The sequence below is a fragment of the Arsenicibacter rosenii genome, assembly GCF_001870735.1.
GTDB classification, from domain to species: domain Bacteria; phylum Bacteroidota; class Bacteroidia; order Cytophagales; family Spirosomataceae; genus Arsenicibacter; species Arsenicibacter rosenii.
Genome location: NZ_MORL01000010.1, coordinates 90,961 through 107,454, shown reverse-complemented (window position 1 = coordinate 107,454; position 16,494 = coordinate 90,961). Strand labels below are relative to the sequence as shown.

Below are 16,494 nucleotides of genomic sequence, written 5' to 3'. Positions count from 1 at the left end.
ACATGTCAACTGCAACGACAACTACCGCCCGCGACACGCAGGTATTTGATCTCATTGCCAAAGAACAACATCGCCAGGAATCAGGCATCGAACTGATTGCATCTGAAAACTTTGTCTCCCGCCAGGTAATGGAGGCTGCCGGCAGCGTATTAACCAACAAATATGCGGAAGGCTTACCAGGTAAACGGTATTACGGTGGTTGCGAAGTAGTTGACCAAATTGAGCAGCTGGCTATTGACCGGATCAAGGAACTGTTCGGTGCTTCGTGGGCAAACGTACAGCCGCACTCAGGGGCCCAGGCTAACACCGCTGTTTTCCTGGCCTGTCTGCAACCAGGCGACACTATTCTGGGCTTTGACCTGTCACACGGCGGTCACCTGACTCACGGTTCTCCGGTAAACATCTCCGGTAAATATTTCCGCCCGACATTCTACGGTGTTGAAAAAGAAACCGGCGTTATCAATTACGACATTGTGGAAGAAACAGCCCTGCGTGAGCGTCCGAAAGTGCTCATCTGCGGTGCTTCGGCCTATAGCCGTGACTGGGATTATGTTCGTCTGCGGGCAATTGCCGATCAGATCGGTGCGCTGCTGCTGGCTGACATTTCGCACCCTGCCGGCCTGATTGCCAAGGGCTTGTTAAATGACCCGCTGGAGCATTGCCATATCGTGACGACTACAACCCACAAAACGCTGCGTGGTCCGCGGGGTGGTCTGATCATGATGCGGAATGATTTTGAAAACCCGTTCGGCATCAAAACACCGAAAGGCGATATCCGGTTAATGTCATCGCTGCTGGATTCGGGCGTATTCCCGGGCACACAGGGTGGCCCGCTGGAGCACGTGATTGCGGCCAAAGCCGTTGCATTCGGTGAAGCATTATCTGAAGACTTCTACGATTATGCGGTACAGGTTAAAGCCAATGCCCAGGCAATGGCAAAAGCATTCGTTGACAAAGGCTACCAGATCATTTCGGGTGGTACTGACAATCACCTGATGCTGATCGACCTGCGTTCAAAAGGGTTAACCGGTAAACTGGCGGAAAACACCCTGATTAAAGCCGACATTACGATTAACAAAAACATGGTTCCGTTCGACGACAAATCGCCGATGGTTACGTCAGGCATGCGTGTCGGTACGGCAGCCATGACCAGCCGCGGCATGAAAGAAAGCGACATGGAGCAGATCGTTGGCTACATCGACGACGTATTGATGAACCACGATAACGATGCCAAAATTCAGACCGTTCGGGAGGAAATTAATTCCTGGATGAAGGCGTTTCCGTTATACGCATAACTTTATTTGTGATTGAGCGATTGAGTGACTGAGCGAACGTTTCAATCGCTTCCACTCAATCACTCAATTACTCATTCGCAATTTTTATATGGCACTCGACCAAGCATTTGAAGATCGGTACGATCAGGACGAAGAACAAGCGGAAGAAGGTGGTGAAATGACCTTCCTCGAACACCTTGAAGAGTTACGCTGGCACATCATCAGGGCAGTTGCTTCGATTTTTGTGTTTGCAATCGTGGCGTTCGTTTTTATACAGGACATCTTCCAGTACGTCATTTTAGCCCCTGCTAATCCTGGTTTCTGGACGTACAGGCAAATGTGTAGGCTGGCCGAGTTTTCGGGTTATGATGCGCTTTGTGTAAAAGACCTGGACTTTGAACTACAGGCGATCGGTATTGCCGATCCGTTTACGATGGCGCTGACGTCATCAGCCATTATCGGGCTTTGTTTTTCTTTCCCATATGCCTTCTGGGAGCTTTGGCGGTTTATCAAGCCCGGCCTTCGTTCATCAGAGCGTCAGGCAGCAAGGGGGGCGGTCTTCTATGTATCGATGCTGTTTCTGTTGGGTCTTTTGTTCGGCTATTACATTGTTTCACCGCTGGCCATCAACTTCCTGGCTAACTTCCGGATTGCGCCACAGATCAAAAACCAGTTCGATATTACCTCGTACGTAGGCGTACTGGTAACGCTGTCGTTAGGTTGTGCGCTGATGTTCCAGATGCCGATTGTGGCCTTTGTGTTGTCGAAAGTCGGTATTCTGACGCCACGCTTTATGCGCGAGTACCGCAAGCATGCCTGGATCGTGATTCTGGTCGTAGCCGGTATCATTACGCCTTCCCCTGATATTTACAGCCAGATTCTGGTTGCCCTTCCACTGGCGATGCTGTATGAAATCAGTATTCTGGTTTCCGGTTCCATTGAACGCGCCCGGCTTAAGGAGGCAAGAGAGATTCTGAATAATTAATCAACGGATATCTGCAGCCGTTAAGAGGTAGTCATCCTGCTTCTTAACGGCTTTTTTATGCTATATGGAATACGATTTCAGAAAATACCACTACCGCTCCATCAACGCGGCCACGGCCGAAGAGCGGGCCGCCATTAATCAGGAGCTGAAAGAGTTATACAATTCACTGCCTGATGACGAAAAAGAAGACTTCAATCGCCAGTTACAAACCTTTCTCGCCCGCGAAATGGGCCGGCTGAAATCCGGTTACGAGTCGGTTAGAGGAGGCATAAGCGATAACTAATCCGTTTTTTTGTTAGTCCGGACCGGAGAGGAATCTTAAGGCTTTTAACGCCTTAAGATTCTTTTAACGCCTGCCACGACAGCAGTGTTATCCGTTCTTGTCGAGCGTAATAAGCTGAATGTAGAACTGAATCATTTGCTGATAGTCTTTAGCAGCAATGCGTTCGTTGGTGCCGTGCAGCAATTTGAGGGTTTCATCGCTCATGCGAACGGGCATAAAGCGGTAAACATTCTTGCAGATGCCTGTATAATGACGGGCGTCGGCCGCCCCGAGCATCAGATACGGCGACACAATTACTTCGGGAAAAACACGTTGTATCGCACGCTGTACCCGTTGAAACGGTGCGGCATCCGGATCCGAGATCGGCGATGGCTCCGAACCAATTGTTCCCGGAATCGGCGCTACCCTGATACGTTCGTCGCCGATCACCTCAACAACGCGTTCTGTAACACTCCGGATCGTCTCGCCCGGCAAAATCCGGAAGTTGACCGTAGCCGTTGCCTCGATCGGCAGCACGTTTTCCTTTTCGCCGGCTTTAAAAATAGTCGGTGCTGTAGTTGTCCGCTGAGTAGCATCTCCCGCCGGGGTGCCGCCCAGAATCGAGCTGATTACCGGTGCAAACAACCATTGATTGGCAAACACCAGCCGTTGCCCGAAGCCCATTTCCGGACCGATGTACTGAAACATGTGGTTAAGCCCGGCATCCAGACGCCCCGGAAACGGATTTGCTTCCAGCTTAGCGACGGCGCTGGCAATAATCCCGATACTGGTTTGCTTCGGTGGCATAGACGAATGGCCGCCCTCGCCTACTGCCGATAGCTGCAGACTTACGTACCCTTTTTCGGCAATGCCAACGAGTGCGATCTGCTTTTTCAGCCCCGCCACACCGTCGGTTTTGATCACCCCTCCTTCGTCGAGTACCATTTCCGGCTCAATTCCGCGTTTTTTCAGCGCAGCAGCCATCGTTTTAGCCCCGCGACCCGTTGTTTCTTCATCCGGCCCGAACGCCAGCATAATCGTTTGTTCGGGCTGGTAGTTTGTTTTCAGCAGGTATTCCACGGCTTCCAGCAAACCCATCACCGTTGCCTTGTCATCGAGCGCCCCACGCCCATAGAGATAACCGCCCTCGGTCTCGCCTGCAAATGCCTGATGTTTCCACATCCGCTGCGTTCCCTGAATAACCGGCACCACATCGTAGTGCCCGATCAGCAGCATTGGTTTTCGGTTGGTGTCCTTGCCGGGCCATGTATACATCACAGCATAGTTGTTGAACCGTTCCTGCGTCAACTTACTGTGGATAAGCGGATAAGCCTTGTGGATAAATGACAGGAACTGATCAAACTGAGTCGTATCGGTCAGCGAATAATCCGTAAACGAAACGGTCCGTATCCGCAGTGCCTGGCTCAGGCGAACAAGCGCCGAATCCCCGACCGGCAAGTTGGCTACCGGCTTTACATCGGTTAGCTGTCTGGAGGTGAAGCGAAATGTATTGACCAGTAAAACCGCCGACAGCAGCACAAGAGCAATGCCCGAAATACGGAGAAGTCGTTTCATATTTTAGTTTGTTTCTTCCGGCGAACTACCTTCCCGCCAGACTATGCGGCATAAATCATCTGTTTAGTTGCCTCGACAGAGTTAGCGAAATAAGGATTCCGGAAAGGCCTTTCAATCATCAGATCAACTTTTCTGGAAAACAAATCTTCAAGTTCACATTGTAGCGTAAGTAGATGCTGTCCGGCTTCTTCTGGTCGTAATCCATCCTGGAATCTGACCAAAAAATCAATATCACTTCTCTGTTCATTAAATGTTCCATCAACTGCGGAACCAAAAAGATACATGCTTTTGATTTTATGCGCTTCACATAATTGCTTCAGAGAGGCCATCTTTTGCTCAACAATAGGGTGTATCATAACTTCTTCAACGCTAAAATCTTTGTTAAATCATGCCCCTTGCTTTCAGTTCCAGGTACTTGTTTACGGTATTCGCCGTCAGGTTTTGCGGAGCGGTCAGAATCGTCTGGATCCCATATTGCTGTAACTCCTTCACAATCTGCTTTTTTTCATACGAAAACTTCTCCCCGATTGTTTTCAGATATATCTCTTCGGTGTTTTGTGCCGGTTCATCCAGCAACGTACGCAATTCAGTATTTTCAAAGAAAACAACCAGCAAGAGATGCTCTTTAGCTAACCGGCGCAGAAACGGAAGTTGCCGGCGCATGGCACTGACTGTCTCAAAGTTAGTAAACAGCAGCAACAAACTACGTTGCCGGATCTGCGTACGGATAGTGGCATAAAGGGCTTCGTAATCCGTCTCCAGAAACTGTGTTTTCTGGCGGTACAGCACTTCCAGAATCCGCAGCATCTGCCCCGGCTTCCGGTCGGCAGCCACCATCTGCCCGATCTTGTGCGAGAACGTCAGTAACCCCGCACGATCCTGTTTAAAGATAGCGATATTACTCAGCACCAGCGAGGCATTGATGGCGTAATCGAGCAAGGTCAGCCCCTCAAACGGCGATTGCATAACCCGGCCTTTGTCGATCAGGCAATAGACCGGCTGTGACCGTTCATCCTGAAACGAGTTGACCATCAGCGTGGTAGCCTGCGCATCGGTCCGGCGGGCGGTTGCTTTCCAGTTGACCGTCCGGACATCGTCCCCGCGCGTATAGGGGCGGATCTGCTCGAACTCCATGCTGTGGCCAATGCGCCGGATTTTTTTAATGCCCAGTTCATTCAGCCGGTTGGTAGCTGCCAGCAGCTCATACTGCCGCATTTGCAGGTACGACGGATAGACTGCCACTGTCTTTCCCTGTTCAAACTGATACCGCCGCTTCAACAAGCGTAACGGCGTCATCACAAACACGTTAACCGCCCCAAAGTTGTATTCGCCCCGCCGCACCGGCCTTAGTTCGTAGCGGATTACCTGCTTTTCGCGCGGCTTCAGTCTGGCTTTAAACAACACATCACGCCGCTGAAACTGCGGGGGTAACTCGTCTATCACCTCAACGGGAGTTATAAAGCCGTAATGGTTCTCCAGATAAATGCTCAGCGGATTTTCATCCCCGTTCGACAGCCGGTCCGGCACGTCCCGCCGCGCGAAAAAGCCGTCTTTTACCCGGAACAACAACACCGTTTCGATGCCCAGCAGCAGGATAAACACGACGAGCCCGATCTGCACGACGGGTAAAAGAAGCGGCAGGGCAAAGGCTACGACAAACAATACCGTAAAGCCCGCCAACGCCAGCCAGACACGGACGGAAATGTATAAAGACCGGATTAGCTTCATCGCGGCACGTCGGCTTTCTGCACTACCTGCGCAATGACATCATCGACCGTTCCGCCTTCCATCTCCCGCTCAGGGGTCAGCAACACGCGGTGGCGCAATACAGGAACCGCCAGCTGCTGCACATCTTCCGGCGTAATGAAATCGCGGCCCCGCAGCGTAGCCAGTGCCTTCGCCCCGTTCAGCAGCGCCACGGCTGCCCGTGGTGAGGCGCCCAGATACAAAGACTTATTGGTCCGGGTATTCCGGACAATCTGCGCCATGTAATCGAACAGATGTTCTTCCACATGAACCTGATGCACGCTCGCCCGCAGGCCGGCCAGTACATCGGCCGTAATAACGGGTTCAATGGCCGCCACGGCATCCGATAAATTCCGGCGCTGGTGGTGCCCCCGCAAAATCGCAACTTCTTCGGCAGCGTCAGGATAATCAACTACGACTTTAAACAGGAAACGGTCAAGCTGGGCTTCCGGCAGCCTATAGGTCCCTTCCTGCTCAATCGGGTTCTGCGTAGCCAGTACCATAAACGGATCTGCCAGCTTATAGGTCGTTCCGTCGTTGGTTACCTGCCGTTCTTCCATTACCTCAAACAGGGCTGCCTGTGTCTTCGCCGGTGCACGGTTGATTTCGTCGATCAGGACCAGATTGGAGAAGATGGGCCCTTGCTTAAACTCAAAGTCGTTCAGTTTGGGCGTATATACCGACGTACCTAATACATCCGACGGCATCAGGTCAGGCGTAAACTGGATACGGCTGAAATCAACCGAAATGGTACGGGCCAGCAGCTTGGCTGTCAGTGTTTTTGCCACACCAGGTACGCCTTCGATCAGGACATGGCCGTCTGCCAGGAGCGCTGTCAGCAACAAATCAATGGTCTGATGCTGGCCAACAATTACTTTTCCGAGTTCAGCCCGGATGGCATTCACGGCGGCGGAAAGGTTATTAAGATCTAAGCGGGATTCGAACGATTCCATGTATGTAAAGACTTTCTGTTTTGATATAATTAGTTGCCGCAAAGGCCCTAAGCGGCACGACGTTTTGTTAGCATCTTTGTGCTGCTTCCTGTCTTCGTGGTTACCCCTGCCGGACCTCGCTGTTGAACTTTTCGATGGCAGCATTCAGCACCAGCAGGTCATACTCCGTCAGTGTAATACTCCGGCGGGCATTTTGTAACACCCGCACCAGTTCTTCGGCTTCGCTGCGGGCAATACCGCTCTTCAGCGCCAGCAGCTCCGCCAATCCGGCGTCCAGGGCATTGGTATTCAGCCCGTAGCGTTCACGAAGATGCGCCAGAAAATACTGAATCTTTTTTTGCCCGATATTATGATGATCGCCCTGACGGAAATACAACCGGCCAACCGTCTGTACAAAGTCAAGAGACGTATTTTTCGGCAGTTCAACCACCGGAATGATCCGCTGTGTTCGTTTTCCGGCAAAAAACACGTACAGGATCAGGCCCAGGATAACCACGTAATACGCCCATGTCAGCGCCGGTTGTGCGAAAATAAACCGCAGAATGCTTTGCTCATCTTCGGCAAACCGGCCCTGATTCTGGTATTCATCCCAATCGGTCGGCCAGGCCGGTAAATACGACATGGCTTTAAAGGCATAGTCTGACGTTTTGGGGCTGAGCACAAAAAAATTGGTGAATGCCAGCGGCAGATTATGGGCGTAAAAGTACCCCTTCCCGTAGCGGATCCGCAGAAATACCGGTTCTCCCCGTGCGTTGCGCCCCAGCACGGTTATCCCCGCCGGTTTCCTGATTGTGAAATAATTCCGGCCGTCATCGTGAAAAAAGTTATAGCCGCCTTTCTTACGAAGCTGCGGATTCACAAAGTTGTTCAGCAACGTGGTGTCGCGCAGACGGGGGGCTTTCATTGCGGCCTTGAACCCAAGTGACCGGGTAAGCGAATCGGGCCAGTCATAGGCCGAGACAAAGGCATTATTGCCCCGCTTCACATAGTTCAGTAACTCGCGCTGATCGTTTTTGTCGATACCGTACTGTGAACAAATGGTAATGTAGTTGCTTCGTGCGGCGAGGGTATCTTCGGTCAGGTGGTTATAGGGCGGCACCCGGATGGTCCGCACCTCCTTTTGTTTCAGCAAGCCGGGCAACAACCCGTAAAGCACTTTCGTCCCGAACGGGATCTTGTGGTTATTCTGATAGGTTGGCGAATAATCAATCGGTTTGGGACGGTAGTACTCAAACACCACGTAAGCGATCAACATCGTCGCCAGTATCAATAAATATTTGTTGGGCTTCAACGGATACGTAATTAGATAAAATCGAACGATTCGGGTTGCTTACTTCCGGTCAATCATGGCCTGCCGGTCTGATGCGAACTGACGATAGCTCTGTTCATCGACCGGAAAATCGCCATACCAGACATATTCGAAACGGGTGGTCAGCCGGTCGAAATCCTGGTGCAGCGGTGTATGGATCAGTTCCACTAAATACTGCCGGTTGGTTTTATCCGGTTTCCAGTCAATCAGGCGCTTATCGGTCAATTGCTTCAGCGTCTGCAGGTAGAGCAGCCGGATAGCCAGCCGGAAATTACGCCTTTGTACGGCTTCGTCAATAGCCTGCTCAAAATTGATTTCGTGTATGTTTTCGGTAATGTTTTCATAGTCCAATGGCAGCTCAGAGGCTTTGGCGGTAAACATAAACCGCAGCACATCGGCCTTAACCAGCAACCAGATGGCAACACCGGCAATGACAAGCAGGATCACGTACTGCCAGAAATTATGGTAGGCCTTACTCCGCAGAAAATCACGGATTTTCTGCGTCAGCCATGCCCGGAATCTGGCGAGCGGGTTTTCCGGAATCCGGGTGTCGTAGTCATACTGATAATCGCGCTGCGACCGGTAATCGCTCAGCCGGTCGGCCGGCGGGTAGCGAACGGTCATCGGCGCCCGGTCATCAGGAGCAGGAAGGGACACGGTTTCGGAGGCTGGTCTTTGCGGTGTCTGCGCCCATACCGGCCCTCCGGCCGCCATCAGCCAGAGGAGCATCAGCGGCACTAGCAGCCTGGCGGCTGATACCCAAGAAACGGAGACGCCAGAGACACCAGAAACGGAGACGCAAGGAACGGAGACGCAAGATGTTGCGTCTCTACAGTTGTTAAAATTCACCTTCATCGGCTGAATTCGGGCGGTTTTGCGAACTGCCGATTGAATCGATAGCTGATAATAAACCGGTTCCGTGATGACGTTCAACAAGGTTGGTATATTGAAATCCGAGTGCCATGGCCAGCAAGGCAGTCATTAGGGTGCTGCCAACGGTGCTCAGCGTATTGGTCATAATCGTTACGATGGATGGCATGTCCGGCACAAGTTTCATGCTGACCAGCATGCTAACGATACCCGCCGGAATGGAAAACACGAGGTTGCTGATCATCACAATGATAAACATGATCAGAATCAGCCCGAAGGTCGACCACCACTTATCGCGGATCAGTTGAAAACAGCGGCTCCATGTTGCGCCAAAATCCGTTTCTTCAAACACCAGCACGACAATACCCAGCGATAAGGCCACCCCTACATACAGACCGGGGATAAGAAAGAAGACAGAAGCCACCGCAATAGCCACAAAACTGATAAACGAAAACAGCAGCGAAGCCACAATATGCCGCCGGACCTCGTCCCATACGTCGCTGACACTGAGTACGCCCCCGGACCGCTCATGGTACAGCTTCATGTAACTGTAGGTAGTCAGGTTGACGAGAATATTCGACAGGATCGAAAAAAAAACCATCAGAAAATAGGCCGGGCTGAAGACGCGGGCCAGCGTATCGAAGGGTAGTTCGCTGCCCTGGCTTCGGTTCAGCGCCAGTATGTTCGATTGGTAGATACCCGCCGTGATACCGGTTGCCAGGGCCAGCGGCCCCACAATGTAGAGCAAACTGGTTATGAATGGCTTAAACTCGCGGCCAATAAAGGTAAAGGTGGCGTTGATCTTTTCGCCAAAGTCACGCTGCTGAAAAAGAGTAATCATGGTTCGGATGTATGCAGTCAATAATTATAAACCTAACGAAAATTCAGGCGATGCACAACAACGCACCATTGATCCATTCCCGTAGAGACGCAATAGCTTGCGTCTCAAAGCCTGCATTTCAATAGCTTGCGTCTCCATGTTTTTTGTTTCAGATCTGTTTTCCCGGAAAACACAAATTATCCGCGCCGGTTCAGCTGAATGGGGTATATGATAAAATACCAGATGATAAACGCGGCCGATATCAGGATAATAGCACTACTCGCGGCCGGATGCAGCGGCAGACGGGTTACGAAGCTTTCCAGAAAACCGGCAGCGATAAAAACCGGAATCAGGCCGACAGCAATTTTCAGTCCCTGCTTTGCCCCGCGTTTAAAGGAGGTCAGGCGGGAATAGGTACCCGGAAACAGGATACTGTTGCCGATGGTCAGCCCGGCGCAGCCGGCAATGACGATGGCCGAAATTTCGAGCGTGCCGTGTATCCAGATTTTAAGGACCGACTCCAGCAGCAGCCCGCGTTCGTAGAAGAAATACTGAAACGAGCCCAGCATCACCCCATTGTAAAACAGCATCACCACGGTACCGAACGAAGCGGCAATTCCCATCACAAACGCACGGAGGGCAACCATGATGTTATTCAGCGTAATCTGCAGAAACATGGTCGACTGATCACCGCTCCCGTAAACGCCCAGCGGATCGCCTTTCCGGATGTTTTCGAGCGTCATGTTCACGTAGCCATCGCCCAGAATCAGCCGCACAAACGTCGGGTCGTTGGCGGCCGATACCCAGCCAACCAGACAGGCCACCAGAAAAACGATGAACGACACCAGCAGCAGCCGGTGTGAGTGATAAAACAGCGTCGGCAGTTCATATTTCCAGAACGTGATAAACCGCCCCCGCTCCTCGCGTTTGTTCTGCATCAGCCCGCGGTGCATCTGAGCCGCCAGACCGTTCAGGTATTTTGTTACCTGTGCATGCGGATAAAACGTTCGGGCATAGGAAAGATCATCTGTCAATTCGACAAAGCGCTCCGTGAGTTCGTCGGGGTCGCGGGTCGGATTGAGCTCAATATCACGCCATTTGTCGGTATTTTTTTTGATAAACGCGGCTTCACGCATACGAATCGGGAACAGATGTGGCTTGTGTTAACGCAAGCAGGGTCGAACAGGGAAGAAATTTGAGAATTTAAACGTAAATACCCAACTTTTTGATACTACTTTTGATTTCACGAACCATGTTTGTCGTTAAATCGGTTTTCATCAAAAGCCCGCTGCCGGTGTGGCCGTGAGCTGCCAGTTTCTATTTTCTGACCTGAATTGCTAACAACCCAGTGGCTGTTTCTATCCTCACATCCCAAAACGTACGGCTGGAGTACGAGCCGGCCAGCATCGGCGAACGCATTGCGGCTACCTTTATCGATTATGCCGTTTTTATCGGCTGGATCCTGCTGACGCTCGCCGTTCCGGCGGCGGCCAAAATTCCGCTCGGGACGTTTTATGTCATTCTGGTCGGGGCGCTGCCGGTTTTTCTTTACGATTTTATCTGTGAATGGCAGCTCAATGGCCAGACATTAGGCAAAATCGCCATGAACATCCGGGTTGTTATGCTCGACGGCTCACAGCCCGGTATCGGTGCCTACCTGATGCGGTGGCTGCTCCGCCTCGTCGATACCAAACTGTTCAGCGGCCTGGTGGCCATTATTGCCATTGCAGCCAGCGAGCGCGGTCAGCGCATCGGCGACATTGCGGCCGGCACAACCGTTGTCAAACTCACGCAGAAAGTTTCGCTCGAAGAGGTAACGGTCAGCCAGTTGCCGGCCGATTATCAGGTCACCTTCCCGGAAGTAAAACTGCTTTCGGACCGTGATATTCACATTATTCGTGAGGTCATGTTACGGGGCGATGCTGAGGCCCTGCACCGTACGGCTCAGAAAGTAAAGGAAGTTACCGGTACCATGACCATGCTGCCGGATTACAACTACCTGAAAATTATCGTTAATGATTATCAGTTTTTAGCAACGCAGTAACGCCCTATGCTCGATTCCATAAAATCACTGGCGAAGCAATACGCTGCCGATAGCATTGCTACGCGCCGGCACCTGCACGCCAACCCCGAGTTGTCGTTTCATGAATACAAGACGGCCCGCTATGTGGCCGAACAGCTCAAAGCCCTCGGCCTGACGCCGCAGGAAGGAGTGGCCAATACCGGTGTGGTGGCCCTGATCGAAGGCACCAAAGCCCCCTCAGGCCGCGTCGTCGGTCTGCGCGCCGATATGGACGCCCTGCCCATTCTGGAGGCGAACAACGTGCCCTACAAATCGACGGTCGACGGGGTGATGCACGCCTGCGGGCACGATGTACATACGGCCAGCCTGCTCGGCACGGCCCGTATCCTGAACGTGCTGCGCGACCAGTTCGAAGGCACCGTCAAGCTGGTGTTTCAGCCGGCCGAGGAAAAAGCGCCGGGTGGTGCCTCACTCATGATCAAAGACGGGGTGCTCGAAAACCCGGCCCCCGGCAGCATGCTCGGCCAGCACGTAGCGCCGAATATTCCGGTCGGTAAAATCGGCTTCCGCGAAGGCATGTACATGGCCAGCACCGACGAACTCTACCTGACCGTGAAAGGCAAAGGCGGCCACGGCGCCATGCCCGACCAGCTGATTGACCCCGTACTGATTGCCTCGCACATCATCGTGTCGCTGCAGCAGATCATCAGCCGCAACCGCAAACCGGCCAATCCGTCGGTGCTGTCGTTCGGCCGGTTTATCGCCGACGGCGTTACCAACGTCATCCCGAACGAGGTTACGATTCAGGGAACCTTCCGCTGCATGGACGAAGAATGGCGGGAAGACGGCCTGCGCCGGATGCAGAAAATGGCGGAGGGCATTGCCGAAGCCATGGGCGCCCGCTGCGAATTCGAGGTCGTCCGTGGGTATCCTTACCTGAAAAACCATCCGGAACTAACCCGCCGGACCCGTGCTGCGGCCGTGGATTACATGGGCGAAAGCAACGTTGTTGACCTTGACTTATGGATGGCGGGCGAAGATTTTGCCTTTTATTCGCAGGTTGTCGATTCGTGTTTTTACCGGCTCGGTACGCGCAACGAAGCCCGTGGCATTGTATCGGGAGTACATACGCCCACGTTCGACATCGACGAAGCGGCCCTCGAAACCGGTCCCGGCCTGATGGCCTGGCTGGCGTTGCAGGAGTTGGCAAAGAGTGAATGAATGAAAGAGCGAAAGAGTGAAAGAGTGAATGAGTGAAAGAGTGAATGAGTGAAAGAGCGAATGAATGAAAGAGTGAAAGAGTGAACAGGGCATTTAGCCCCGCCAACGCATACTAACCATGCCTGCTGCTAAACATCGTATGCATGCATTCCATAACCCATCAGTAAATGTACCAACCAAACGGGCAGCTGATGGGTTATTTTATTGAATCCCGACAAACACGACACTTTATATGAAACACATTCTTCTGTTTGCCCTTTTAGCCAGCTTCATGGCCTGTACGCGGTCGGCTTCGATCTATATTGTCCGGCACGGCGAGCGGGCCAACGACTCCGACACAACGAGCCTCTCGGCAGCGGGGCATGAGCGGGCCTTTGCCCTGGCCAAACGCCTGGAGGGTCTTCACCTCGATACGATCTTTGTCACGCCTTACCTCCGGACGCAGCAGACGGCGGCCAAAGTCGCTTCGCTGAATGCCTTGCCGTTCACCCAATATCCGGCCGCCCCGACGAGTGTCCTTATCAACCGGCTGGCTAACCTGGACGACCGGCGCGTGCTGGTGGTCGGCCACAGCAATACCATCCTGGAGATTGCCAGGGGGCTGGGCACCAAACCGTCGATGACCAAAATTGAGCATTCGGATTATGATAACCTCCTGTTTATCCGGATCAGGCATACGCTCTTCGGCAAGCGGGTGCACCTGTACGAAGAAACGTACGGTAAACCAACGCCCTGAGCGATTTAGTTCTGATAGGTGTCGGCAATGAGTTTCCGGAAGTAGTACTCATACCGCGCCTGTAGCTGGTTAGACAACGCACGGTTCAGGTTTGTCTGCAAGGTTGCATACTCAATTACGTGGATGAGGCCCTCGTCAAACCGGGCTTTACCGGCCAGTAATGCCTTTTGCTGGGCTTCAACCTGCCGTTGGGCACTTTGCCATTTCTCAAATGCCAGTGTTTGCGCAAACACGGCCTGCTCAATTTCCTGGGTTAGTTGTAAATGAACCTTCTGCACATCGATCTCAGCTGTTTTTTTGGCGATAAGCGCCCGGGCAATCTGAAACCGGGCCTGTAGTCCGTTCAGAACAGGCAACGATACCGATAACCGCACATATTGACCGAGGTTATAGTTCAATTGCCGCCCGATCGGGAATAATTCGCGGGGGGCCGCGCTGGAATAAGCCGTATTAACGCCCCCACCCACCGAAATAGCCGGCAACAGTGAGGTACGGGCAACGGCATAGCCCGACTGAGCACTTTTCAGACGCCAGCCCGCCACCTGCGCCATTGGCTGCGTTCGTAATCCTTCCCGTATCCAATCTGACGGCTGCGCCGGTGGCGCGGCCGGTTCCGGAACCTCAATCACCTGAATGGTTAACGGCGCGGCTTCCTGCCAATTCAGTAATTGCTGCAGGAGCAGGCTGTTTTGCCGCAACGATGCCCCGGCGCTTACTACCTCATAGTCGGCCGCCGCCAGCTGTGCGTCCCAGTCCGTCAACTGAATGGTTGCCGCCTGCCCCTCCTCAATCAGCGCTTTGGTGCGGTCGCGCTGCCGGTTAATGGTTTGTCGCTGCGATACTGCCAGCTCTGCCAGTTGCTGACTCAGCAGCACCTGCATATAGGCCCCGATTACCCGCTGGCCCACTTCCTGCTTCTGACGCATTAGTTCAGCCTCATCGGCCTGCCGCATATACGTTTGCTGCTGCACCTGATGGTGCTGCCGGAATCCGTTAAACAGGCTCCAGTTGCTGCTCAAGCCGACACTACCCGAATGAATGGTCTTTTGGACAAACCCGTTGCTGAACGGGTCAATGGTCCGGCCCAAATTAAGCGCCTCCGACATGCTTCCTGCCAACGTTGGCCAGACCGCCCGTTCGGTCTGACGCTGTGTGAGCCGGGCCGTTTCGACCTGCAGCTCTCCCTGACGTATGACCAGGCTATGCCGAATGGCATAGTCCTGACACTGTTGAAGCGATAGCGGCTGGGCATTTAACGGCAAAAGAGTGAATGAGTGAATGAGTGAAAGAGTGATGACCAGGCTGACGTACCTGCTTAAACATGCTAGTCGTTTCATCGGATCAGCTTGCGAAGGTCGTAGAAGAAGCGTTCGAGCAGGCTAACCTCTTCGGTAATGATTTCGGCCGATGCCATCATGCCGTTCCGGAAAGGCAACTGCCGGCCCGCCGATGTCCTGAGCCCCTGCGGAAACTGCACCGAAACCCGCCAAAGCGAGTCGCGGGGTATATCGCCGATAGCCAGCACCCTGCCCGTTACGATACCAAACTCCTGATAGGGATAGCTTTTAAACTTGACAATAACCGGTTGCCCCTGCCTGACTTTACCGAAATTGTATTCACCCACGTACATTTCGCCGGTATACCCCGCACCCGCAGGCAACACATACAGCAGCTCCTGACCCGCCTTTACGGATTGGCCCTCCTGCAAGGGAGTCAGAAACGAAACGCGGCCGTTGGTGGGCGCCACCACCACAAACCGCTGCTTCCAGGCCTCCAGCTGACTTTTCAGGGTATGCAGCGATTGCAGCATCGTATTGCGCTGCTCCCGTACGGTTCGGTCTAACTCGACCAACTCCTGTTGTTTCTGATTTTTACTCATCTGATGATTATGGGACGTATTCCGCGCCTGCGCAACCGTTTGTTTCTTACTCAGATAACGGCTCAGCATCTGCCGGTAGTCATTTTGGGATACGTAGCCCTGTTTCATTAACCGTTCCTGACTTTTCAGCTCGGCTTCGGTCAGCGCCAGGTCGTGTTCGTATAGCTGAATCTGCGCGTTATTGTTTACCGCGAGGGCCATCAGCTGCTGTAAATCGTTTTGCAGCACCGCCCGTTTCTGCGCATATACGCCCGACGTGGTGAGCGCATTGGCTCGGACACTCGTTTCCTGAAATGTCTGATAACTCTGCTGTAGCTCACCTAACTGAAAAAAGGAAGGCAACGGGTTCCGGATCATTTCCTGAATCTGTCCCCGTTGTTCCAGCCCGATGAGCGAATCAACCACCTGATCCAGCGTCAATACGTCGGCGGTATTGGCGGTACTTTCCAGAAACGCCAGTTGTTGGCCTGCTTTAACCGGTTGTTGTTCCCTGACCAGCAACCGCATCAACCGGCCTTCTGTCCGGACAATAACTGATTTGGGCCATTGCGTGGCCACCACTTTCAGCGTCGCCTTAACCAGGTCAGGGTATTCGACCCAATAGGCTACGCCCCCCAGCACCAGCAGCACAAACGCCAATACCGTAATTCCCCACCGGACCAGCCAGGCCGGCGGCTTGCTGAGTACTTCATTAACATCAGGGCTACGAAGCTCAACAGCGGCCGGCGGCGGTTCCGGCGGCTTAGCCAAACCCGACAACCAGTCAGCGGCAACGGGCGGAAGTCCGCCTTCGGCCCTGCCATTCCGCCCTCCTACATAATCACGTAAATCCATAGCTCAC

16 protein-coding genes are annotated in these 16,494 nt (G+C 53.0%); 6 read left to right on the top strand and 10 right to left on the bottom strand.

The annotated features are described in order from the left end of the window. Positions 1 to 2 precede the first annotated feature (2 nt). The 3 genes from glyA (at position 3) to BLX24_RS18465 (ending at position 2,542) form a co-directional block, all read left to right on the top strand. Positions 3 to 1,295 carry a serine hydroxymethyltransferase gene (gene glyA / locus BLX24_RS18475; protein WP_071504716.1) on the top strand — a complete coding sequence of 431 codons (1,293 nt, stop codon included), beginning with the start codon at positions 3 to 5 and terminating at the stop codon, positions 1,293 to 1,295. Between the two features lie 88 nt (positions 1,296 to 1,383). Then, a complete protein-coding gene (tatC, locus tag BLX24_RS18470) occupies positions 1,384 to 2,259 on the top strand; it encodes a twin-arginine translocase subunit TatC (RefSeq protein ID WP_071504666.1) in 876 nt (291 codons plus the stop codon). A 64-nt stretch (positions 2,260 to 2,323) separates the two neighbouring features. Then, positions 2,324 to 2,542, top strand: a complete 219-nt coding sequence (locus tag BLX24_RS18465; protein ID WP_177225868.1) for a hypothetical protein — start codon at positions 2,324 to 2,326, stop codon at positions 2,540 to 2,542. 87 nt (positions 2,543 to 2,629) lie between these two features. Here the strand turns inward: BLX24_RS18465 and BLX24_RS18460 are convergent, their stop codons facing one another. From BLX24_RS18460 to BLX24_RS18425, 8 genes are all read right to left on the bottom strand, one after another. After that, entirely contained in the window at positions 2,630 to 4,096 is a 1,467-nt protein-coding gene (locus tag BLX24_RS18460; protein ID WP_071504665.1) for a M20 family peptidase, read from the bottom strand. Between the two features lie 41 nt (positions 4,097 to 4,137). Continuing rightward, entirely contained in the window at positions 4,138 to 4,452 is a 315-nt protein-coding gene (locus BLX24_RS18455; RefSeq protein WP_083422052.1) for a nucleotidyltransferase family protein, read from the bottom strand. Positions 4,453 to 4,477: 25 nt separating this feature from the next. Continuing rightward, positions 4,478 to 5,824 (bottom strand): DUF58 domain-containing protein, encoded by a 1,347-nt coding sequence (locus BLX24_RS18450; RefSeq protein ID WP_071504664.1) that lies wholly within the window; start codon positions 5,822 to 5,824, stop codon positions 4,478 to 4,480. Beyond that, positions 5,821 to 6,795: an AAA family ATPase gene (locus BLX24_RS18445; RefSeq protein ID WP_071504663.1), complete on the bottom strand. Its 975-nt coding sequence runs from the start codon at positions 6,793 to 6,795 to the stop codon at positions 5,821 to 5,823. Before BLX24_RS18445 ends, BLX24_RS18450 begins: the two co-directional genes overlap by 4 nt. Positions 6,796 to 6,895: 100 nt before the next feature. Beyond that, on the bottom strand, positions 6,896 to 8,050 hold the full coding sequence (locus tag BLX24_RS18440) for a DUF4350 domain-containing protein (protein WP_143092712.1): 1,155 nt from the start codon (positions 8,048 to 8,050) through the stop codon (positions 6,896 to 6,898). Between the two features lie 75 nt (positions 8,051 to 8,125). Next, a complete protein-coding gene (locus BLX24_RS18435; protein WP_071504661.1) occupies positions 8,126 to 8,833 on the bottom strand; it encodes a DUF4129 domain-containing protein in 708 nt (235 codons plus the stop codon). Between the two features lie 109 nt (positions 8,834 to 8,942). After that, positions 8,943 to 9,815 carry a hypothetical protein gene (locus BLX24_RS18430; protein ID WP_071504660.1) on the bottom strand — a complete coding sequence of 291 codons (873 nt, stop codon included), beginning with the start codon at positions 9,813 to 9,815 and terminating at the stop codon, positions 8,943 to 8,945. A 176-nt stretch (positions 9,816 to 9,991) separates the two neighbouring features. Then, positions 9,992 to 10,930, bottom strand: coding sequence for a stage II sporulation protein M (locus tag BLX24_RS18425; RefSeq protein WP_071504659.1), 939 nt, complete (start codon positions 10,928 to 10,930; stop codon positions 9,992 to 9,994). Between the two features lie 212 nt (positions 10,931 to 11,142). Between BLX24_RS18425 and BLX24_RS18420 the strand changes: the two genes are divergently transcribed. The 3 genes from BLX24_RS18420 (at position 11,143) to BLX24_RS18410 (ending at position 13,774) form a co-directional block, all read left to right on the top strand. Beyond that, on the top strand, positions 11,143 to 11,838 hold the full coding sequence (locus tag BLX24_RS18420) for an RDD family protein (protein ID WP_071504658.1): 696 nt from the start codon (positions 11,143 to 11,145) through the stop codon (positions 11,836 to 11,838). 6 nt (positions 11,839 to 11,844) lie between these two features. Further along, positions 11,845 to 13,038 (top strand): M20 metallopeptidase family protein, encoded by a 1,194-nt coding sequence (locus tag BLX24_RS18415; protein ID WP_071504657.1) that lies wholly within the window; start codon positions 11,845 to 11,847, stop codon positions 13,036 to 13,038. Positions 13,039 to 13,270: 232 nt separating this feature from the next. After that, on the top strand, positions 13,271 to 13,774 hold the full coding sequence (locus tag BLX24_RS18410) for a SixA phosphatase family protein (RefSeq protein WP_071504656.1): 504 nt from the start codon (positions 13,271 to 13,273) through the stop codon (positions 13,772 to 13,774). A 5-nt stretch (positions 13,775 to 13,779) separates the two neighbouring features. Here the strand turns inward: BLX24_RS18410 and BLX24_RS18405 are convergent, their stop codons facing one another. Together BLX24_RS18405 and BLX24_RS18400 are read right to left on the bottom strand one after the other, a co-directional pair. Then, positions 13,780 to 15,111, bottom strand: coding sequence for a TolC family protein (locus BLX24_RS18405; RefSeq protein ID WP_083422050.1), 1,332 nt, complete (start codon positions 15,109 to 15,111; stop codon positions 13,780 to 13,782). Then, a complete protein-coding gene (locus BLX24_RS18400) occupies positions 15,108 to 16,487 on the bottom strand; it encodes a beta-barrel domain-containing protein (RefSeq protein ID WP_083422049.1) in 1,380 nt (459 codons plus the stop codon). The genes BLX24_RS18405 and BLX24_RS18400 overlap by 4 nt, the downstream gene beginning before the upstream one ends. Between the last annotated feature and the right edge of the window lie 7 nt (positions 16,488 to 16,494).